The organism is Pseudomonas mandelii (assembly GCF_900106065.1).
Lineage (GTDB): Bacteria > Pseudomonadota > Gammaproteobacteria > Pseudomonadales > Pseudomonadaceae > Aquipseudomonas > Aquipseudomonas mandelii.
Genome location: NZ_LT629796.1, coordinates 5042807 through 5058627, shown reverse-complemented (window position 1 = coordinate 5058627; position 15821 = coordinate 5042807). Strand labels below are relative to the sequence as shown.

Annotated in this window: 18 protein-coding genes; all 18 read right to left on the bottom strand. The window is 61.9% G+C overall.

Annotation, left to right across the window (positions count from 1 at the left end; all coding sequences use genetic code 11):
• Window positions 1-194: 194 nt before the first annotated feature.
• Window positions 195-1061, bottom strand: a complete 867-nt coding sequence (locus BLU63_RS23550) for a CsgG/HfaB family protein (protein ID WP_010455674.1) — start codon at window positions 1059-1061, stop codon at window positions 195-197.
• Between the two features lie 31 nt (window positions 1062-1092).
• Entirely contained in the window at window positions 1093-1512 is a 420-nt protein-coding gene (locus BLU63_RS23545) for a curli assembly protein CsgF (protein ID WP_010455676.1), read from the bottom strand.
• Window positions 1509-1901: a curli production assembly/transport protein CsgE gene (csgE, locus tag BLU63_RS23540; RefSeq protein WP_077750410.1), complete on the bottom strand. Its 393-nt coding sequence runs from the start codon at window positions 1899-1901 to the stop codon at window positions 1509-1511. The genes BLU63_RS23545 and csgE overlap by 4 nt, the downstream gene beginning before the upstream one ends.
• Entirely contained in the window at window positions 1898-2437 is a 540-nt protein-coding gene (locus BLU63_RS23535; protein ID WP_010455681.1) for a type II secretion system protein, read from the bottom strand. Before BLU63_RS23535 ends, csgE begins: the two co-directional genes overlap by 4 nt.
• The gene (locus tag BLU63_RS23530; RefSeq protein ID WP_042932745.1) at window positions 2412-2786 is read right to left on the bottom strand and encodes a type II secretion system protein; all 375 of its coding nucleotides are present in this window, start codon (window positions 2784-2786) and stop codon (window positions 2412-2414) included. Before BLU63_RS23530 ends, BLU63_RS23535 begins: the two co-directional genes overlap by 26 nt.
• A 3-nt stretch (window positions 2787-2789) precedes the next feature.
• Window positions 2790-3263, bottom strand: a complete 474-nt coding sequence (locus tag BLU63_RS23525) for a type II secretion system protein (protein ID WP_042932743.1) — start codon at window positions 3261-3263, stop codon at window positions 2790-2792.
• Between the two features lie 2 nt (window positions 3264-3265).
• Window positions 3266-5101, bottom strand: coding sequence for a type II secretion system protein GspD (locus tag BLU63_RS23520; protein ID WP_077750408.1), 1836 nt, complete (start codon window positions 5099-5101; stop codon window positions 3266-3268).
• Entirely contained in the window at window positions 5098-5616 is a 519-nt protein-coding gene (locus tag BLU63_RS23515) for a hypothetical protein (RefSeq protein ID WP_010455686.1), read from the bottom strand. Before BLU63_RS23515 ends, BLU63_RS23520 begins: the two co-directional genes overlap by 4 nt.
• Complete coding sequence (locus tag BLU63_RS23510) at window positions 5616-6164, bottom strand: GspMb/PilO family protein (RefSeq protein ID WP_010455688.1); 549 nt, start codon at window positions 6162-6164, stop codon at window positions 5616-5618. The genes BLU63_RS23515 and BLU63_RS23510 overlap by 1 nt, the downstream gene beginning before the upstream one ends.
• Window positions 6151-6696: a PilN domain-containing protein gene (locus tag BLU63_RS23505; protein WP_010455690.1), complete on the bottom strand. Its 546-nt coding sequence runs from the start codon at window positions 6694-6696 to the stop codon at window positions 6151-6153. Before BLU63_RS23505 ends, BLU63_RS23510 begins: the two co-directional genes overlap by 14 nt.
• 1 nt (window position 6697) lies before the next feature.
• A complete protein-coding gene (locus BLU63_RS23500; protein WP_083376371.1) occupies window positions 6698-7501 on the bottom strand; it encodes a hypothetical protein in 804 nt (267 codons plus the stop codon).
• Window positions 7482-9188 carry a GspE/PulE family protein gene (locus BLU63_RS23495; RefSeq protein WP_083376370.1) on the bottom strand — a complete coding sequence of 569 codons (1707 nt, stop codon included), beginning with the start codon at window positions 9186-9188 and terminating at the stop codon, window positions 7482-7484. The genes BLU63_RS23500 and BLU63_RS23495 overlap by 20 nt, the downstream gene beginning before the upstream one ends.
• Window positions 9189-9272: 84 nt before the next feature.
• Window positions 9273-9806 (bottom strand): response regulator, encoded by a 534-nt coding sequence (locus tag BLU63_RS23490; protein ID WP_083376369.1) that lies wholly within the window; start codon window positions 9804-9806, stop codon window positions 9273-9275.
• A 219-nt stretch (window positions 9807-10025) separates the two neighbouring features.
• The gene (locus BLU63_RS23485) at window positions 10026-10982 is read right to left on the bottom strand and encodes a peptidylprolyl isomerase (protein WP_331716948.1); all 957 of its coding nucleotides are present in this window, start codon (window positions 10980-10982) and stop codon (window positions 10026-10028) included.
• Window positions 10983-10993: 11 nt separating this feature from the next.
• Window positions 10994-12544, bottom strand: coding sequence for a cytochrome c/ABC transporter substrate-binding protein (locus BLU63_RS23480; protein WP_083376368.1), 1551 nt, complete (start codon window positions 12542-12544; stop codon window positions 10994-10996).
• Between the two features lie 9 nt (window positions 12545-12553).
• Window positions 12554-13174: an SCO family protein gene (locus BLU63_RS23475; protein WP_083376367.1), complete on the bottom strand. Its 621-nt coding sequence runs from the start codon at window positions 13172-13174 to the stop codon at window positions 12554-12556.
• Entirely contained in the window at window positions 13171-13827 is a 657-nt protein-coding gene (locus BLU63_RS23470) for an SCO family protein (RefSeq protein WP_042932740.1), read from the bottom strand. The genes BLU63_RS23475 and BLU63_RS23470 overlap by 4 nt, the downstream gene beginning before the upstream one ends.
• A 13-nt stretch (window positions 13828-13840) precedes the next feature.
• Entirely contained in the window at window positions 13841-15793 is a 1953-nt protein-coding gene (locus BLU63_RS23465) for a cytochrome D1 domain-containing protein (RefSeq protein WP_083376366.1), read from the bottom strand.
• Window positions 15794-15821: the final 28 nt, after the last annotated feature.

Here is a 15821-nt window from a genome sequence, read left to right as displayed (position 1 = left end):
CCCCAGATGAATGCCGGAGCGAGGGTACGCCGAGCCCAGGCGAGGGGCCGGACGTTGGGGCGAAGCCTTTTGCTTACTTTTCGGCGTTTGGAAAAGTGAGTCGCTGTAAGAGCGAAACCATAAGCAGCCGCTACCGCAGCAATGGATATGTACTCAGTCAACAAGAACCAGGTCGGCCCGAAGGCCGCCTAGGTTCACTCTTCCTCACCCTCAGGCACAACCTTGTTCTGGGTCAGGTAACGATCCAGCGTCGCATTGTTGTCAGGTGAAGAATTATCCCCCGCCACCTGCCACAAACGCCGTTCGATCCCCTGGGCCAACAGGTGCCCGACAGCCGCCTCGATCGCCGACAACACACACAACTGCGCCGGCTCGTTCGTGGTGTACCCGACCTCAGCCTCAAGCAACTTCTTGAACTCGATAAACTTGAACACCCCGGCACTGCGGCCCACGGAATAAATCGTCTTGCTGGTCATCACATTCGCCAGCACCTGCCCACTGCGTACATCCACCGCCCGCAGGTTGACCGTGACCTGATCTATCCGATACTCCCGGGAAATATCGATCCCCAGGTAGCGCGCCCCTTCCCCGCCACTGCGCACATTGGTGTCGTAGGCGATGATCCCGCCTTCGAGCATCATGTTCGCCGCTTGCAGCGGTGGCAGCTCGCCCTGAATGTTCACCGGCGTATTGGGCTTCTTCTGCGAGGCGCGGATGATCTTGCGCTCGGTCAGCAGGTTTTGCAGCCCTTCACGTTCCAGCACCACAAACCAGCCGCTGGCCTGCAACGCATCCATCAACATGCTCGCCGCGCCCTGGGTCACGCTGGTCGAAAACGAACTGGCCGGGGTCGGTTTGTACTGCCCGGTCTGGTCCCGGAAGCCGTACACCACCGCCATCAACCGGCCCTTGGGTCGTGGCATGTTGATCAAGTCGTAATAGGTCGACGCCCGGGGTGTCAGGGTCGGTGATTCGGTGTCCTGCTCGGCACCCACGTTCTCGCGCAAACTGCACCCTTGCAATGCCGCCAACATCAGCCCCAGCGCTATTATTTTTTTCATGTCCGTCTCTCCCCATCAACCCTGATCCCCGTCAAGGGGCGAGGCCATTCACCTGGATTTCCGAAATTTCACCGGTCGCTCGGTCGGTCACTTCAATGGTCAGTGCACCGGAGTCGTCGACGACGTTGACGATAAAGGCGTCGGTGGACAGGCTCCCGGTGTTGCCCGTGGAGATGTTGTCCAGCAACTGCCCCAGCAGCCGCGACTGCAACTGGCTGGTGAAGCGTTCGAGGGCCGAAGTCCCGGCCACAGACGTGCGGTTTTTCAGGTCAGGATCGTCGTAGTCGTTTTGTGCCTGGGCGTTGTTCAGCAACCAGGTGCCGTTCAACGGGTTGCCGCCGAACGAAGGGTTGATGGGCGTGTAAACCAGCTCCGTGGCCTGCACCAGGCTGCAACTGCCCAGCCCGATCAACCAGAGCCCGAGGTTCCGTGAGACCGTTGTCGTTTTCATAATTCGTCCCTCTCAAGGTCCGTAGTGTCCTGCAACAAGGCTTCCAGCTTGCGCTGGACAATCTGTCCGCGAACCCAGTCGGCGGCGTCATAGGCCTCGTCCTTGAGTTCCACGGTGTTCGGCGGCAGGAAGCGTCGATAAACCAGTCGCTGCTGATATTCCACGGTCACCAGGCTGCCCCAGCGTGCCGAAGGTCGTTCGCGTACCACCAGGTTGAAATCCATCGGACTGGTGGCACGCAGGCGTTCACTGAACGAGTAGTAAAAGTCGTGGCCGATGTGCGAGATCGTGTCATCGACGATAAAGCCCAGCATCTCGTCTTCCTCCCCGGCGCTGGCGAACGTCGCCACGCATGCGAGGATCAGGGCCGGCAGCCAGTGGCGGTTCATGGCGACACCGCCTGAGGCGATCCGGCCTGGGTTTTCACCGGCCCCGAAGCACCATCGAGGAAGGCTTTCTCGGCCACGAACTGCCAGTCCTTGTAGCTCGCCATGCCGGTGAAGTCCGACCACTGGCTGGGAAAATCCGACTGCTTCAGCGGCAGGTCCGTGGAAGGACTGCTGAGGCCGGTGATGCGTCCGTCGAACCCACGCATCAGCGTCCATTCACCGCCGCCGATCGGGTCCGGGTAGAGCTGGCGAATGTGATGTTTAGGCGTTGGAAAACGCTCGTCCTGCAACAGGTCTTCAAGTTCTTTCGGGTACTGCGCCAGCCCCGGAGAACTGCGGTAATAACTGCGCAACGCCTGGGCGTATTGCGTGCCGACCCACAGCAACTGACGTTCGCGATCACGGCGCGAGGCGGTTGACCACAACTCGCCGGCACTGGCCAGGCCCATGCCCATCAGCATGATCAGAAACAGCACGCCCAGGTACGTGAACCCGGCCTCGTCGGCGGGCTTACCACTCGGAATAAAGGCTGCCATCACGCGCCCTCCCTGTGGCACCGCTTTTGATATCGGCGACCCCGCCCGGTACGCCGTCAGGCGGCGCGACCAGCACCCAGAGGTCCTTGCGTTCGGAAATCGGGTCCATCGGCGGGTTGCGCAAGTAGCGCTGCTCCACCAGTTGTTCCAGGGAATCGGGATAGCGCCCGGTGTCGCCGTAGTAGTGATCCAGGGCTTCGCGCATGGCCGACAGGCTCTGGCGCAGCGTGGTTTCTTTCGAGGCCTCGAGGCTGTTGAAATAACGTGGCAAGGCGATGGTCATCAGGGTCGCGATGATTGCCATGACCACCATCAGCTCCAGCAGGGTAAAACCCTTTTCCCGACGCATGATTCACCACTCCTTGTACGCGATGCCGTTGAGACCCTTGCCGCGTGCATGGGAGTAAACGTCAAAGACGTCTTCGCCCTCCCGCGGGTTCTGAGCCGTACTGTCGTAAGAGCGCAAGCCCCAACCACCTTCATCGTCACGCTTGACCGGCGTCAGCGGGTCATGGGGCACGCGCCGTAAAAAGTAGAACTTGGCACCCTTGGCGCTGCGCACATCACGCACACCTTCCACCAACACTTGCAGGTTCGGTGGATAGCCGCTGCTGTTCAGCGACTTCTCGATGTAACCGGCGTCGAAGGCGCGTTTGTAGGCGTCGATGGCGTCGCGGATCTGGTACAGCGCCGCACGCAATTCCTGCTCTTTGCCCCGGCGCACCACGGTCTCGGTAAGCGGCGCGGCCATGCCGGCCAGCAGGCCGATCAGGGCCAGCGTCACCACGACTTCGATCAAGGTAAAACCACGTTGCGAGGCGTTCATGATCAAGGCTTCTCGACGACAACAGTGGTGGAATTGACCGCAACCGGCCGATCGATGTGTTCATTCTGAATCGGCGCCTGCATCCGCCGGTCAGGCGCCTGGATGTGCATGCTGGTTTCGGTGCCGGTGGGGAATTCCATGTCCGACGGGCTCTGGTACGGCAGGTTGCGCACGATGCGCGGGGTGATGGAGAGCACCAGTTCCGATTTGCCGACGGTGTCCTTGTTACTGCCGAACAACCGGCCAAGACCGGGAATGTCGCCCAGGCCCGGAATCTTGTTGCCGGTGGCGCCATGGTCGTTACGCACCAGGCCAGCAAGGATCTGGGTTTCGCCGTCATGCAAGCGCAGCGTGGTCTGGGCATTGCGGGTGTCGACCTGAACCGGAATCGTGCCTTGGCGGGTCGGTTCCAGTGGCGTGGCGTTACTGACTTCGAGTGCGATCTTGATCGCCACTTCGTTGTTCAGATGGATGGTCGGCTGCACTTCGAGCTTCAGACCGACGTCCAGGTAGGTGACGCTTTCAGTGATCACCGGACCTTGGGTCGACGGCACGGAGGTGGCGCTGATGATGGGCACACGCTGACCGATGTGGATGCGCGCCTGTTCACGGTTGCTGACGCGAATCACCGGGCTGGCCAGGGTGTTGATGTCATTGTCCTGGGCGTTGATCTTGGCCTGAGGCGATGGCGAGATGGTGATCCGGCTGGAGTTGATGCCTTTGAGTTGATCGAGCAGGGTCACGGCCGAGCCGTCGCTGTTGACCACGCCGAAGGTGTTCGGCCATTGCAGTCCCAGGTCGAGAATCCGCTGAGTCGCGACTTCCATCACCTCCACTTCCAGCACCACTTCAGGGTTGGACTGGTCCTGCGACTGCAAGAGTTTTTCGGCCATGCGTATGGCGTCTTCGGTGTCGCGCATGGTCAGGGTGTTGAGGCGTTCATCGACGAACACGTCACGGGTCTTGAGCATGGTCTTGATCATGTTCAGCGCGGTGTTGGCATCGATGCTGGTCAGGTAGAACGTGCGCATCACCAGCTCTTGATAATCCTTGAGCTTCTGCGGCGAGTCCGGGTAGATCAGCAAGGTGTTTTCATTCACCACTTTCTGATGCAGCTGGTTCTGTTGCAGCAGCAGTTCCACGGCGTCTTCGATGCGCACGTCACGCACGAAGATGGTGGCTTTCATGTCCGGGCGCAGATCCTTGTCGAAGATGAAGTTCAAACCGGCGACCTGGGACAGCACTTCGAAGATGGTTTTCAGGTTGGCGTCGCGAAATTCCAGGGTCACCGGCCGGTCGAGACGGGTGCGCAGTTGCGGATAAGGAATCACGTTGCGGCTTTGCACCAGACGAATATTGTCTTGCAACTCCAGGGCACCGCCATTCTTGGGGTCCAGTTCGAGGATCTGTTTCACCTGACGGTCGGCGCCGTAGATGTCGCCGCGACGCAGGTCACCCCGGGCCAGTTCGAGTTTGTCATCAAGACTGCGCATGTGCTCTAGCTGGCGCATTGAATCCTGGGCGCGGCGGTTGTTGGGTTCAATGGTCAACACCCGGCCATACTCCAGACGGGCCGAAGCGAAATCACGCTGGGCGCGATCCATGTCGGCCTGGGTCAACAATGCCGTCACGGCACGGGCACGGCCGCTGGTCAGGGCCAGGTGCAGCTCGGTATCCCGAGGGTTTTCCTTCAGCCCTTCCTCAATACGCGCCAGGCCGGCTTCGTACTGCCCCGACTCCATCAGGTCGGTTGCTTCCTGCTTGGCGACCTGCGCCGAACTGCACGCAGCCAGCCCTGCGCATATACAAAGGTTCATCAACAAACGGGAACTGTTCATTGCGTGCTCCCCACAGACAAGGTCTGGGACAAATGCAGAGGCAGGTAGACAAAGCTGAGTTCCACATCGGAAATCCCCTCGATCCGCCAGGTGTCGTCGATCACATCCCCTTTGCGCACGACGTATATTTTCTCGCCGTTCTGCAAAAACACTTGCAGGTCGGAACGGTCATTGAGCTTGCCGACGAACTGGAAAGGCATCGGCGGTACGCTGGGGACTGGCACCACCGGGGTCTGGTTGACGGGTTGTTCGGTGACGCTGGCCAGCATCGGTGCAGCCTTCCAGCTGCGGGCGGCGAACAGATCGCCGGACGGGCTCAGGTCCTTGATCACCGCGGGTTTGCCACTGGCTGAAGCGGCCGGCAGCGTGCCGCGAATTTTGCTTTTGGCGGGCGTGGCAGCGGTCGCAACCGACGCCTCGCCTTCGTCCGAAGGCATGAAGTAATCAGGCCCCCAGGTCAGCGCCGCGGCTACGCCGAAGAACGCCACCCAGCCCACTACGCGTTTGGTATTCATCATGACCTCGACAGGTAAAGGGTCATGCGGATCCGCCCGGTAAGGTCGGTGTCGGCGATTTTTTTACGCTGAAACTCCACGTCCTCCACCACCACGGCCGGCAACTGGCCGAGCAACGCGTGCAGGAAGCGCCGCAGTTGCGGGTAGCTGCCCCGCACCGGCAGCAGAATCTGATAACGGGCCAAGTGGGTCTTGGGATCGATGCCTAGTGAATATTCACCGCGCGCCAGGGTGATGTGTTCCTGGGCCGCCAGCGCGTAGATCTTGTCGATGGCCACCGTGGCCTGGGGCTGCGACGGCAGTTTGCTGCGGAAGTCGTCGAGCTGACGTTGCGGCACCACCGGGGCGGCGACACTGCCGTCTTCAACCTTGGCCAGGTACTCGCCGGCTTCGCGGGTCTGCTGGCTGAGGGTTTGCAACGAATTCCAGTCCGGCATCAGGCCACCCAGGGCCCAGGCCAGCGCGAGCAGCAACATCGCCAAGCCTGCCAGGCCGGGCATACCCAGGCCTTGCAGGTATTCGTGGACGATCAATCTAGGGATTCGCATCGCCGATCTCCCAGCTAGCCGACAGGTTGAATTGCACCGGTTGTTCCGGCGATTTCACGACAATTTCGTGGCTGAGCAGCGACACATCGGAGAGCTCGTCGCTGGCTTCGAGACGGCGGTGGAAGTCGAGCATCGCTTCCAGGTCCCGTGCTTCGGCGCTGATGCGCACCTGACCCTTGCGGGCATCCGGGGTCAGGGTCAGCAAAGCGATGTTGTCGCGCGGCATCGCTTCGAGCATGGCGAACAGACGTTCCCAGGGCCGGCGCAGTTGCTGCGAGACCTTGCGCATTTCTGCCAGGTTCTGTGCTTGCTCGCGGGTTTCGGCCGGGCTCAAAGTGACTTTGCTGCCGGTGTCGCCGGTGAGTTCGCGCTGGGCACTTTGCAGATGGCCTTGCTGTTGCGAGGTCTGTTCGGCGACGTGCTGCTGGGCGACAAAACAGGTCACCACCAGCACCACGCCGCCCGCCAGCAGGCTCCAGCCCAATGGGCCCGAGCGGCGGCGCGGCTGGAAGTCGAGCGTCAGGGCGCGCATATCAGGCCACCGCCCGGGACATCACGTACAAACAATCGTGTACGGCTGTCCGGTCTTCTTCGAGGGTGCGCAAGTGCACACCGGGTACGTCGGGCTGTACCTCGATCCGCGCTGGCGCGTGCAGGTAAACGTTCAGCGGCCGTTCGCTGGTGGAGGCTTGCAACTGGCTTTCCCGGCCGATCAGCGCGGTCAGTGCGGCATCGCTGTCGCTGCTGCCCACCGAACGCACCGAGGTCCATCGCCCTTCCCTGGCCAGCAGCAAGACACTGCGTACCGGCTCGGCGACCACGAACAGGAAGTCACCGGCGTCGAGGCTTTTATCGAAGTGATTGAACGCCGCCATCAGGTACGGCTGTACCGACCGCAGGCGCAGGCCGCGACCGCTGACCAGATTGCGCAAACGCGTCAGCAAGTCTTGCGGCAGCGCGGTGGCGATCCGGTCGTAACCCGCAGGTTCAGCCGACAGCACCATGCTCCAGGGTTGGGCCGGTACACCGTAGAGGTCTTCGAAACACAGTTGGGCAAACCCGAGCAATTCGTCGGGGCTGCTGATCTGTTCGCTCCAGGGCACCAGGCAGAAGCGGCTGAAGTGACCGGAGACCACAACGCTCAGTTCCGCACCGGCCGGGGCGTGTTCGCCCAGCAAACGGTCGAGGGTTTCGAGGGCGACGGCCCAGGCATGGAAGCCTTCGTCGATAAAGCCGACGCTGCCCAACCACAAGGTGTCGCCACCCTTGCGCTGACCCAGGCCGACACCACTGGCGCCGAGTACGGCGACATAACGATCACGAGACAAAAGTGACACGATTGATCTCCTCGAGCGTGGTCCGCCCCTCAGCTACCAGTTCCAGAGCGGACTCGCGCAACAAGCGCAAGCCACGATTGCAAGCGTGTGCCTTGATTTTCGAAACGGGTTGGCGCTCGACGATCATCTGCCGCAGTTCGTCGTCCAGGTGCAGCAGCTCGGCAATCGCGGTCCGCCCGCGATATCCGGTGCCGCGGCAATGGCCGCAGCCTTTGCCATGGACGAAGTGGTAGTGATCGACCTTTTGCGGATCGAGCCCTGAGAGGCGTAGTTCTTCATCGGTCGGGGTGCTCGGCGCGCTGCAACTGGCGCACACCAGGCGGATCAGCCGCTGGGCGAGCACGGCGTTGAGGGCCGAGACGAGGCTGTAAGGGTCGATTTCCATCTGGGTGAACCGGCCAATCACGTCGAACACGTTGTTGGCGTGAATGGTGGTGAACACCAGGTGCCCGGTCAGGGCCGATTGCACGGCGATCTGTGCGGTGTCGGGGTCGCGGATCTCACCGACCATGATCTTGTCCGGGTCATGGCGCAGGATCGAGCGCAGGCCACGGGCAAAGGTCAGGCCTTTCTTTTCATTGACCGGGATTTGCAGCACGCCCGGCAGTTGGTACTCCACCGGGTCTTCAATGGTGATGATCTTGTCCACGCCGTGGTTGATCTCGGTAATCATGGCGTAGAGCGTGGTGGTCTTGCCGCTACCGGTCGGGCCGGTCACCAGCACCATGCCGTAGGGTTCGGCGGCCAACCGGCGCAGCTGGCGCAGGGTGTTTTCTTCAAAGCCCAGGGCTTGCAATTGCACGCCGCTGACCTTGTCCGCCAGGTCCTGTTTGTCGAGCACCCGCAGCACCGCGTCTTCGCCAAAAATGCTCGGCATGATCGAGACCCGGAAGTCGATCTGCCGGCCGCTGATGCCGATCTTGAAGCGACCGTCCTGGGGCACGCGTTTTTCGCCGATGTCCAGTTCGGCCATGACTTTGACCCGGGAGATCACCTGCTCGGCGAACTCGCTGCCCTGGATTTTGCTGATGTTGTTCAGTACGCCGTCGATCCGGTACTTGATCACCAGACCGCTGCCGGTGGTGCCCAGGTGGATGTCGCTGGCGTGCATTTTCAGCGCGTCGTAGAGGGTCGAGTTGACCAGTTTGACCACCACGCTGGCGTCTTCACTGATGCTGGTCAGGGACAGGCTTTGCAGGGTGTCGATTTCGACATTGGCGTCGGCCTGGGCGTTGAGCGATTCCACCGCGTGGAAACTCTCTTCGTGACGCGCCAGGTAGGCTTTCAGGTCGTCGGCATGCACCAGGTACAGCGGCGCGCCGTGCAGGCAGTCGTCGATCCACGCCAGACGGGTTGTGTCGAACGGGTCGGCAAACACGCCAATGACCGCATCGTCATGACGCAGCAGGATGAATTCGCGCTTGAGGCATTGGGCCAGGGTGACCCGGTCGAACACCGGGGTGGCTTGAAACAGGGTGTCGGTGTCGAGCACCGGATAATGCAGGGTAGCGCCGAGGCACTGGATGAAGGGCATGGGGGCCAGTTCGCACAACCCCCCGAGGGCCTCCAGAACCCGCTCGCCGGAACTGGTTGCCAGGGCCCGGGCCTGGGCCAGTTGTTCACTGGAAAAGCGAGACGGTACACATTCCAACTGCGCCGGTTCTACGGCAAGGGATAGACGGTCCATGGCATGCTCTCCAACGCCGGGGGCTTTGAGCCCTGTCGACGCGGCAGGCCATTGCGGCGTATGCCGGAACGTCTTGTCGCGCCACTACTCCCCGGTGAGCAATTGTTGGTCGTCTGGTGCCTTGGAGGTCGATGGAGTTCGTCGACGATCTGCCAGCACCCAACTGCCGTCGTACAACTGCAGCGGGAAGCTTTCGGTCCTGCTCTGGCGTCGTTCGACGAATCCTTCGGACTTGCTCATGCCTGCTTTGGGTTCGCGCTCCATCCCCAAAAGGTCACAGACTGCACGGGCCAATTCCGCCAATGGAAACGGTTTGAACAGGATATGGCTGACTCCCAGTTGCCGGGCCCGCTCACAGACTTCAGTGGTTGGGTGTCCGGTAATCAGCACAAAATGGCAGTTCCTGTTCTGGCGGACGGCATCGAGCACCTGAAAGCCTTCCATGTCTGGCAAGCGGTAATCGAACACCATCACATCGGGTGAAAAACTTTTGGCTTCGCCGATAGCTGTTTCACCGTTGTGAGCTATCCGGACTTCCAGCGCTTGCGCCTGCAGGTAACCCTGGAGGTTTTCCGCCAGCAGCTGTTCGTCTTCAACAACCAGTACTTTGTTTAACAAGGTGGACTCCTTGAAACCGCAGGTCCGATATTCGTGCCTGGGAGTACGCGCCTTAATTAGGCTAACGCACACTTCATGCCAGACTGAGCGCCGGTTTTCGACCGCTTCATCTCTATGATTTTCATGAAAAAATCTTTTCCTTCAGGAACCCCGTCCCCCAAAGGCGGGGAAGCGCTCGGAATTGCCCCTGAAGCTTTCCCCACATTTGGGGGGGAACCTTCAATCGTCGTCAATCCGCTCGATTCGATTGCTTGATCGCAACTGCCCCAGAACTTGTAGACGAGCCTGGGACTTTTGCTGTCGGGCAAGGTAAGCCCGAACCATTTCAAGTCCCTGAGCTTCTGAGACATCGGCCGCCTCCTGGTGGTTCTGCAGGTAGATCAAATGCCAGCCCAACGGTGTGCGCACTGGCGCGCTGACGGACCCCGGCGCCAGCGCAAATGCCGCGGCTTCGAATTCCGGCATCATGCGCCCACGGGGGAAATAGCCCAGATCCCCGCCTTCGGTGGCGGAAGCATCTTCGGAGCCGGCCCGGGCAATGCTGGCAAAGTCCTCGCCCTGGCTGATTTTCACCCGCATCTCCTCTAAGCGTAGCCGGGCGGCTTCAACGGTGGCGGCATCGGCGCCCTGAGGCACTTTGACCAGGATGTGCCGCGCCTGGATTTGCTCGGGAGTGCTCATTTCGGCGCGGTGTTCCTCGTAGAACGCGCGGACCTGTTTTTCGTCCGGCTCAGCCACCTGGAGCAGGTCGGCGAACACCTTTTGCGCCGCGAGCTCACGGCGCGTGTACTCGATAAAGGTGGCTTCGTTGAAACCGGCGTCTTCCAGCCGGCGGGCGAACACCTCGGCCCCCCCCATCGCTTGCCGCGTCTGCTCAACCTGGCTTTGTACGACCTCATCGCTGATCTTCACCCCGCGTTTGCGCGCTTCCTGCCACAGCAACTCCTTGTCGATCAGCGCATCCAGTGCTTTCTGGCGCAATTGCTTGTACGCCTTGGGGTTGCGAATGCTGCCCACTGCGCGGCCCTGGTCCTCCAGGTATTCGGCAAAATAGCGCTCGAGACGGAACTCGGAAATTTCCTCGCCATTGACCCGTGCGGCAGCCGGGCCGTTGCTGCAGAAGGCCACGGGGACCCACATCGTCAGCAGAATCAGCAGCGTCTTGAGTTTCATCATCAGCCCTCTTTTCAGGGTGTCACGGCAATCGGTTTGTACGGTGCGACCAGAAAGAAGCGCTGGTCGGGCAAATCTACGGTGACGATGTGGGCACCGCTCAAGCCCAGTCGGCGACCCGGACCGAAGCTGAGCAGCGGGGTCAGCCCGGTGTCGAAATCGTGCAACCCTTCCAGGGCACTGATGAGTTTTTCGCGGCTGGCGTCGCGCCCGGCCTGTTTCATGCCTTCGCTGAGCAGCAGCATCGAACTGTAGGCGCCGACTTGCAGCACCGCGTGCTCACCGCCGAGCCCCTGGTGCTTGCGCAGTTGCGTCAAGGCCAGGCGCCCGGCCAGCGTCCAGTCACTGGGCACGAACGGATAGGCCAGAAACACTCGCCGGGAAAACCCGCTGGGCAATTGAAACAGGTCACCTGCCACCTGATTCGACGCGGCGAACAGGTAAGGCACCTGCCCCGCCGTTTGCAGGCGCTCGGCGAAGCGACTGAAACCGACGCCGCTGCCCAGGTAAAACACCGATCGCGAGCCCAGCGGCAACTCGTCCTGCGCCGAGTTGTAGGCCTGCAGCCGCACTTGCTGCCAGGCGTGATCATGCAGGTACTGGCCGAGGTGCTGCGCCGCCTCCTGTTGGCTCGGCTCGTCCGGGTAGACAATCAGCGTCGGGCCCTGGAGCAAGCGCAAATTGGCGGCACCGTAGTCGGCCAAGGCGATCAGTTGCTCGCGCAGCCCTGACAGCGGTTCGAAAATCTGCCGACTGGCCGGGGCCATGCCCTGCAACGAGAGCGGCCCGATCAGTGGAATGCCGGCGCGTTCCAGCCGCGTGACCAGTTCGGTGTCGAGCGCAGGTGCCAGTGGTGCGATCAGGGCGAACACCTGTTCCTGCTCAATCAAGCGATCCAGCGCCTGTTTGGCACTGGCGCGGTCCGGGCCCGGATCGAGGATGGTCAGGCGCAATTGCCGGCCATGGATCCCGCCCGCCTCGTTAATCCGCGCCACGCTGCCCTTGAGCACCGCCGCCACCGTGGCGCCCTCCGTACTCAGCGGCCCCTGCCTCGGCAACAAGGTGCCCAAGTGCAGGCTGTCGGCGGTCAACCCGGGGTCGCGATCATCGGCCACGCGCTTGAGGTAGGCCGTCAGGTTGCGCTGATCATTCATCGACAGCACGAACCGGGGCATCGCCGGGTCGAGCCGATTGTTCGCCGAATCGCGCCCTTCCTGGATCGCCCGGACCAGTGCGCCCTCGGTGTAGGCCGGGTAATTGCGACCGTTGATCTGCTGTTGCCCGTAACCGCTGGAGAGCCGCGACCAGCTGATGTCCGGCGGCCGTACCCCGCCTTCGGGTCGCCCCTGGGCATCGGCGCCATGGCAATTGGCGCAGGGCAGGCTGGTGGCGGGCAGCAACATGCCCGCCGCGCCCACCCGAGCCATGATCGGCTCACCGCTTGCCGACACGCCCTCGCGATACAGCCGTTTACCGGCGCTTTCGCTGGGGCTCAGCGGCAACGCATTGGCGGCGAGATTGATGCCGCCAATCAGTAGCAGGCCGAGGACGAGGGCAATGTTCATTGCGCGTGCTCAACGACTGGCCACGGGCATTGTCAGCAACTGCAAGCGCTGGGCAATGGCGGCGGCCGGTGCATCGGGACGGATCTTGCTCCAGCGCTTGTTGGCCACGTCACCGACAATCAGCTGCGTCGAGTGCTGCTCGGGAGTCGGCACAATCTGGCCGATGCGCCCCAGTACAAGGTCCATTTGTGCCTTGTCGCCGGTGAGAAAAAGCCAGTGGGGGCCATCGACGCCCTGCTTCAAGGTGTAAGCCTTGAGTACCGCCGGCGTATCGCGCAGCGGATCACTGGTAAGGGAGATAAAGGTGATGCCATCGGCCTTGTCGCCCAGCACTTCGCGGACTTCCTTGAGCTTTTGGGTGATCAGCGGGCAGGCATCGTTGCAACTGGTGAAAATCACGTTAAGCAACACCACGCGGTTTTGTAGCGCGTCACTGTAGAAACGCAGCGTGTTGCCGTTCTGGTCCTGCAACGGCGTGTCGGTGAACCAGGTTTTCGCATCCCGGGTGCCGGTTGCCGGTTGCGCAGCGGCCACCGCTGGCGCCGGCTCCTGGTGTCCTTCGTGGGAAAACGCCATAAAGCTGATGACGCAAAAACACATCGTAAGGAAGATCAAGGCGAGGGCTTTCATGGTTGGTGCTCCATGGCAATGGCCGTGTGTTTGGCGTGGGCGTTGCGCTGGCCGCTGAGTTTCTCGACCTGGCGGGTCAGCACGGTCGGGTCGGTAAAACCGTAATAGCGTGTCCAGTGGCGGCTGTTGCCGTCCCCCACCAGAATCAGCGGTTGATGGCTTTTGAAGTCACCGCTGAAGGAGCCGAGGCCCTTGAGGGTTTCGTTGATCGACTGCGAGCTGCCAGTCAGCCAGCTCCAGCCCGGCCCCTTCTGGAAGCTGCGGGCGTAGTCGTTGAGGCGCTTGGCGTCATCGCGCTGCGGGTCGATGCTGATGGACACCAGCTGCACCTCCTCGCCGACCCGGGCGCCGAGTTGCTTCTGCACCTTGCCCATGATCGAGGACACCACCGGGCACACCGTGGTGCAGCTGGTGTAGATGAAACTCATGACCACGATTTTGTCGGTCACCAGGTCCTTTTCCAGACGCACCGGTTTGCCGTTCTGGTCCACCAGCGCAACGTCGGCGAATTTGACCTGGGCGCTTTCCGAACTGGCACTTTTAGCCGGCATGTCATGCCCGGCGTGTTCATCCGCCGAGTGCGCCAGGGCCTGGCCGATGCCGACGGCCAACAGGCAGAACGTCAGCAGTCCACGGTGTGCGAATCGGTTCATGTCGGTTTCCTCTTCAGTGGGCATCGCCGGGAATCACCCGAACGCTGGCAAAGGTCTTGTCATCGAAACTCGCGCCAAGGGACGCCGCACGCACGTGCAGGTACCAGGCGCCGTTCTGGTCGAGGGTCACCGGGGCTTCATAGATGCCATTGCCCACGTCAAGGGCCGCGACTTGCTGGGCCCGGGAAGTCGGAGCACGGAAGTAGCGCACCTGAACGTCCTTGACCCCGCTGCGCTGTGCCTTCTGCTGGCCCTGAACAATGCGAAACCGCACGGTGTAAGGGCTGCCGAGGGCGGCCGTGGATTTATCGAGCATGAACTCGACTTTTGGCACGCCGGGGAGCGTGGCGAGGTTCGGGTCCGGCTGAACCAGCGCCGTGAAGCAATGGATGATGTTCGGCTGGTTGAGCAGGAACGCCACGTCGAAACGCCCGGCGGCTGGGAGCTTGATCCGTGAACTGTAAAGCCCTGGCTCGACCTCGCGCAGGCTGCGGTCGATGACCATGGCGGCCCGCGCCACCTGCCCGCGATTGGGGTAGCCGGACATCGGCGCGTTCATGCCTTCGGCGTAGAAATAGGTGGTGTTGTCCACCGGGTTGACCACGAACACCGCGTTGTCGTCCCGCGACACCGCCAGGCTCGAAGCCAGGGGCAAATCACCGGCCAGTCGTGGCGCCTGGGGCCCGGCTTCGAAACCCTGACTGATCGGCGTGCGGCCGGCCCCCAACGACGAAAGGTTGATCATCGTGACCTTGGCCGAGGCCAGTCCACGGATGTAGGCGTAGGCCTTGGTGAACACCACTTGGTAGGGTTCGGCGGATACGTCCAGCTCGTGGATCATCGAATCGGTGGCCGCGTCGATCACCGCCACCTGGTTTTCCAGGGTGTTGAGGACGATGCCAAAACGCCCGTCCGCACTGAACCCCATCGGGCCCAGGCCCTGTTTCATTTTGATCACCCGCCGAACCGCGAGGCTGGCGGTATCGACCACGGTCACGCTGCCGTCCTTGCCGTCGGCGACATACACCGCCTGGGACAGCGGCGAGTACGCCACCGACAGCGGGTGCGAGCCGGTCTTGAGTTGCTTGCTGATGGTCAGGCTGGCGATGTCGATGATGCTCAGGGTGCCGTCGTCGCGGTTGCTGACGAAGGCAAAACGGCTGTCTTTGCTGAAGGCGATTTCATGGTGCCCGGCCCCGGTGGCCAGGTGTTTGAGTGGCTTGAGGCTGCGGGTGTCGATCACCGTGACCCCCGACTGCTCGGCAGTCTTGGCATTGTTGCCGACCCACAGCAGGCGCTCGTCCGGCTGCAAGGCTACGCGCACCGGGTTGCTGCCAGCGGCGACCGAGTCGACCAGCTTGAACTGCTCGCTGTCGATCACCGCCACTGCATCGGCGGTCGGCATGGAGACGAACACCCGTTTGTTGTCCTTGGGCGTGGTCCAGTCCATCGGCGGTTGCTTGATATCAATCCGCGTCATGGTGCTGGTGATGCCGCCCACCGACACCGACGGGTCGACCACCGAGACACTGGCGTCGCGGTTCATCACCAGCAGGAAGTAGCTGTTCAGGTCGAGCAGCGGCCGCGCGCCAATGCTGGATTTGAGGAAGACCCCGACCCGGGATTTGCAGCTTTGCTCCCGGCCCTGAGCCTTGTCGGCGGCGATGGTTTCCGGGTCCAGCCAGGCGCCGGGATTGACGCCCGACAACGGCTGGCCCGAGGCACTATCGCTGACGCGGAACTGCACGTCGGCAAACTCGCCTTCACGCAACACACCGTCCTGGGCCAATGACTTGACCTCAAGCGCCACCGAAATCCCGTCTCGGGAGAGGTTCTGACCGCTCCAGGTGTCCGGCAGTGCGACTTCGCTCAGCAGGTTGGGCGGCGCGGTGCGCCAGACGCCGAAGCTGATGAGTGCCACTGCGACGACCAGCCCACAACCGGCGATTTTTGTAGTCCTGTTCATTACCCTCTCCCCTTACAGATCTGTGCCT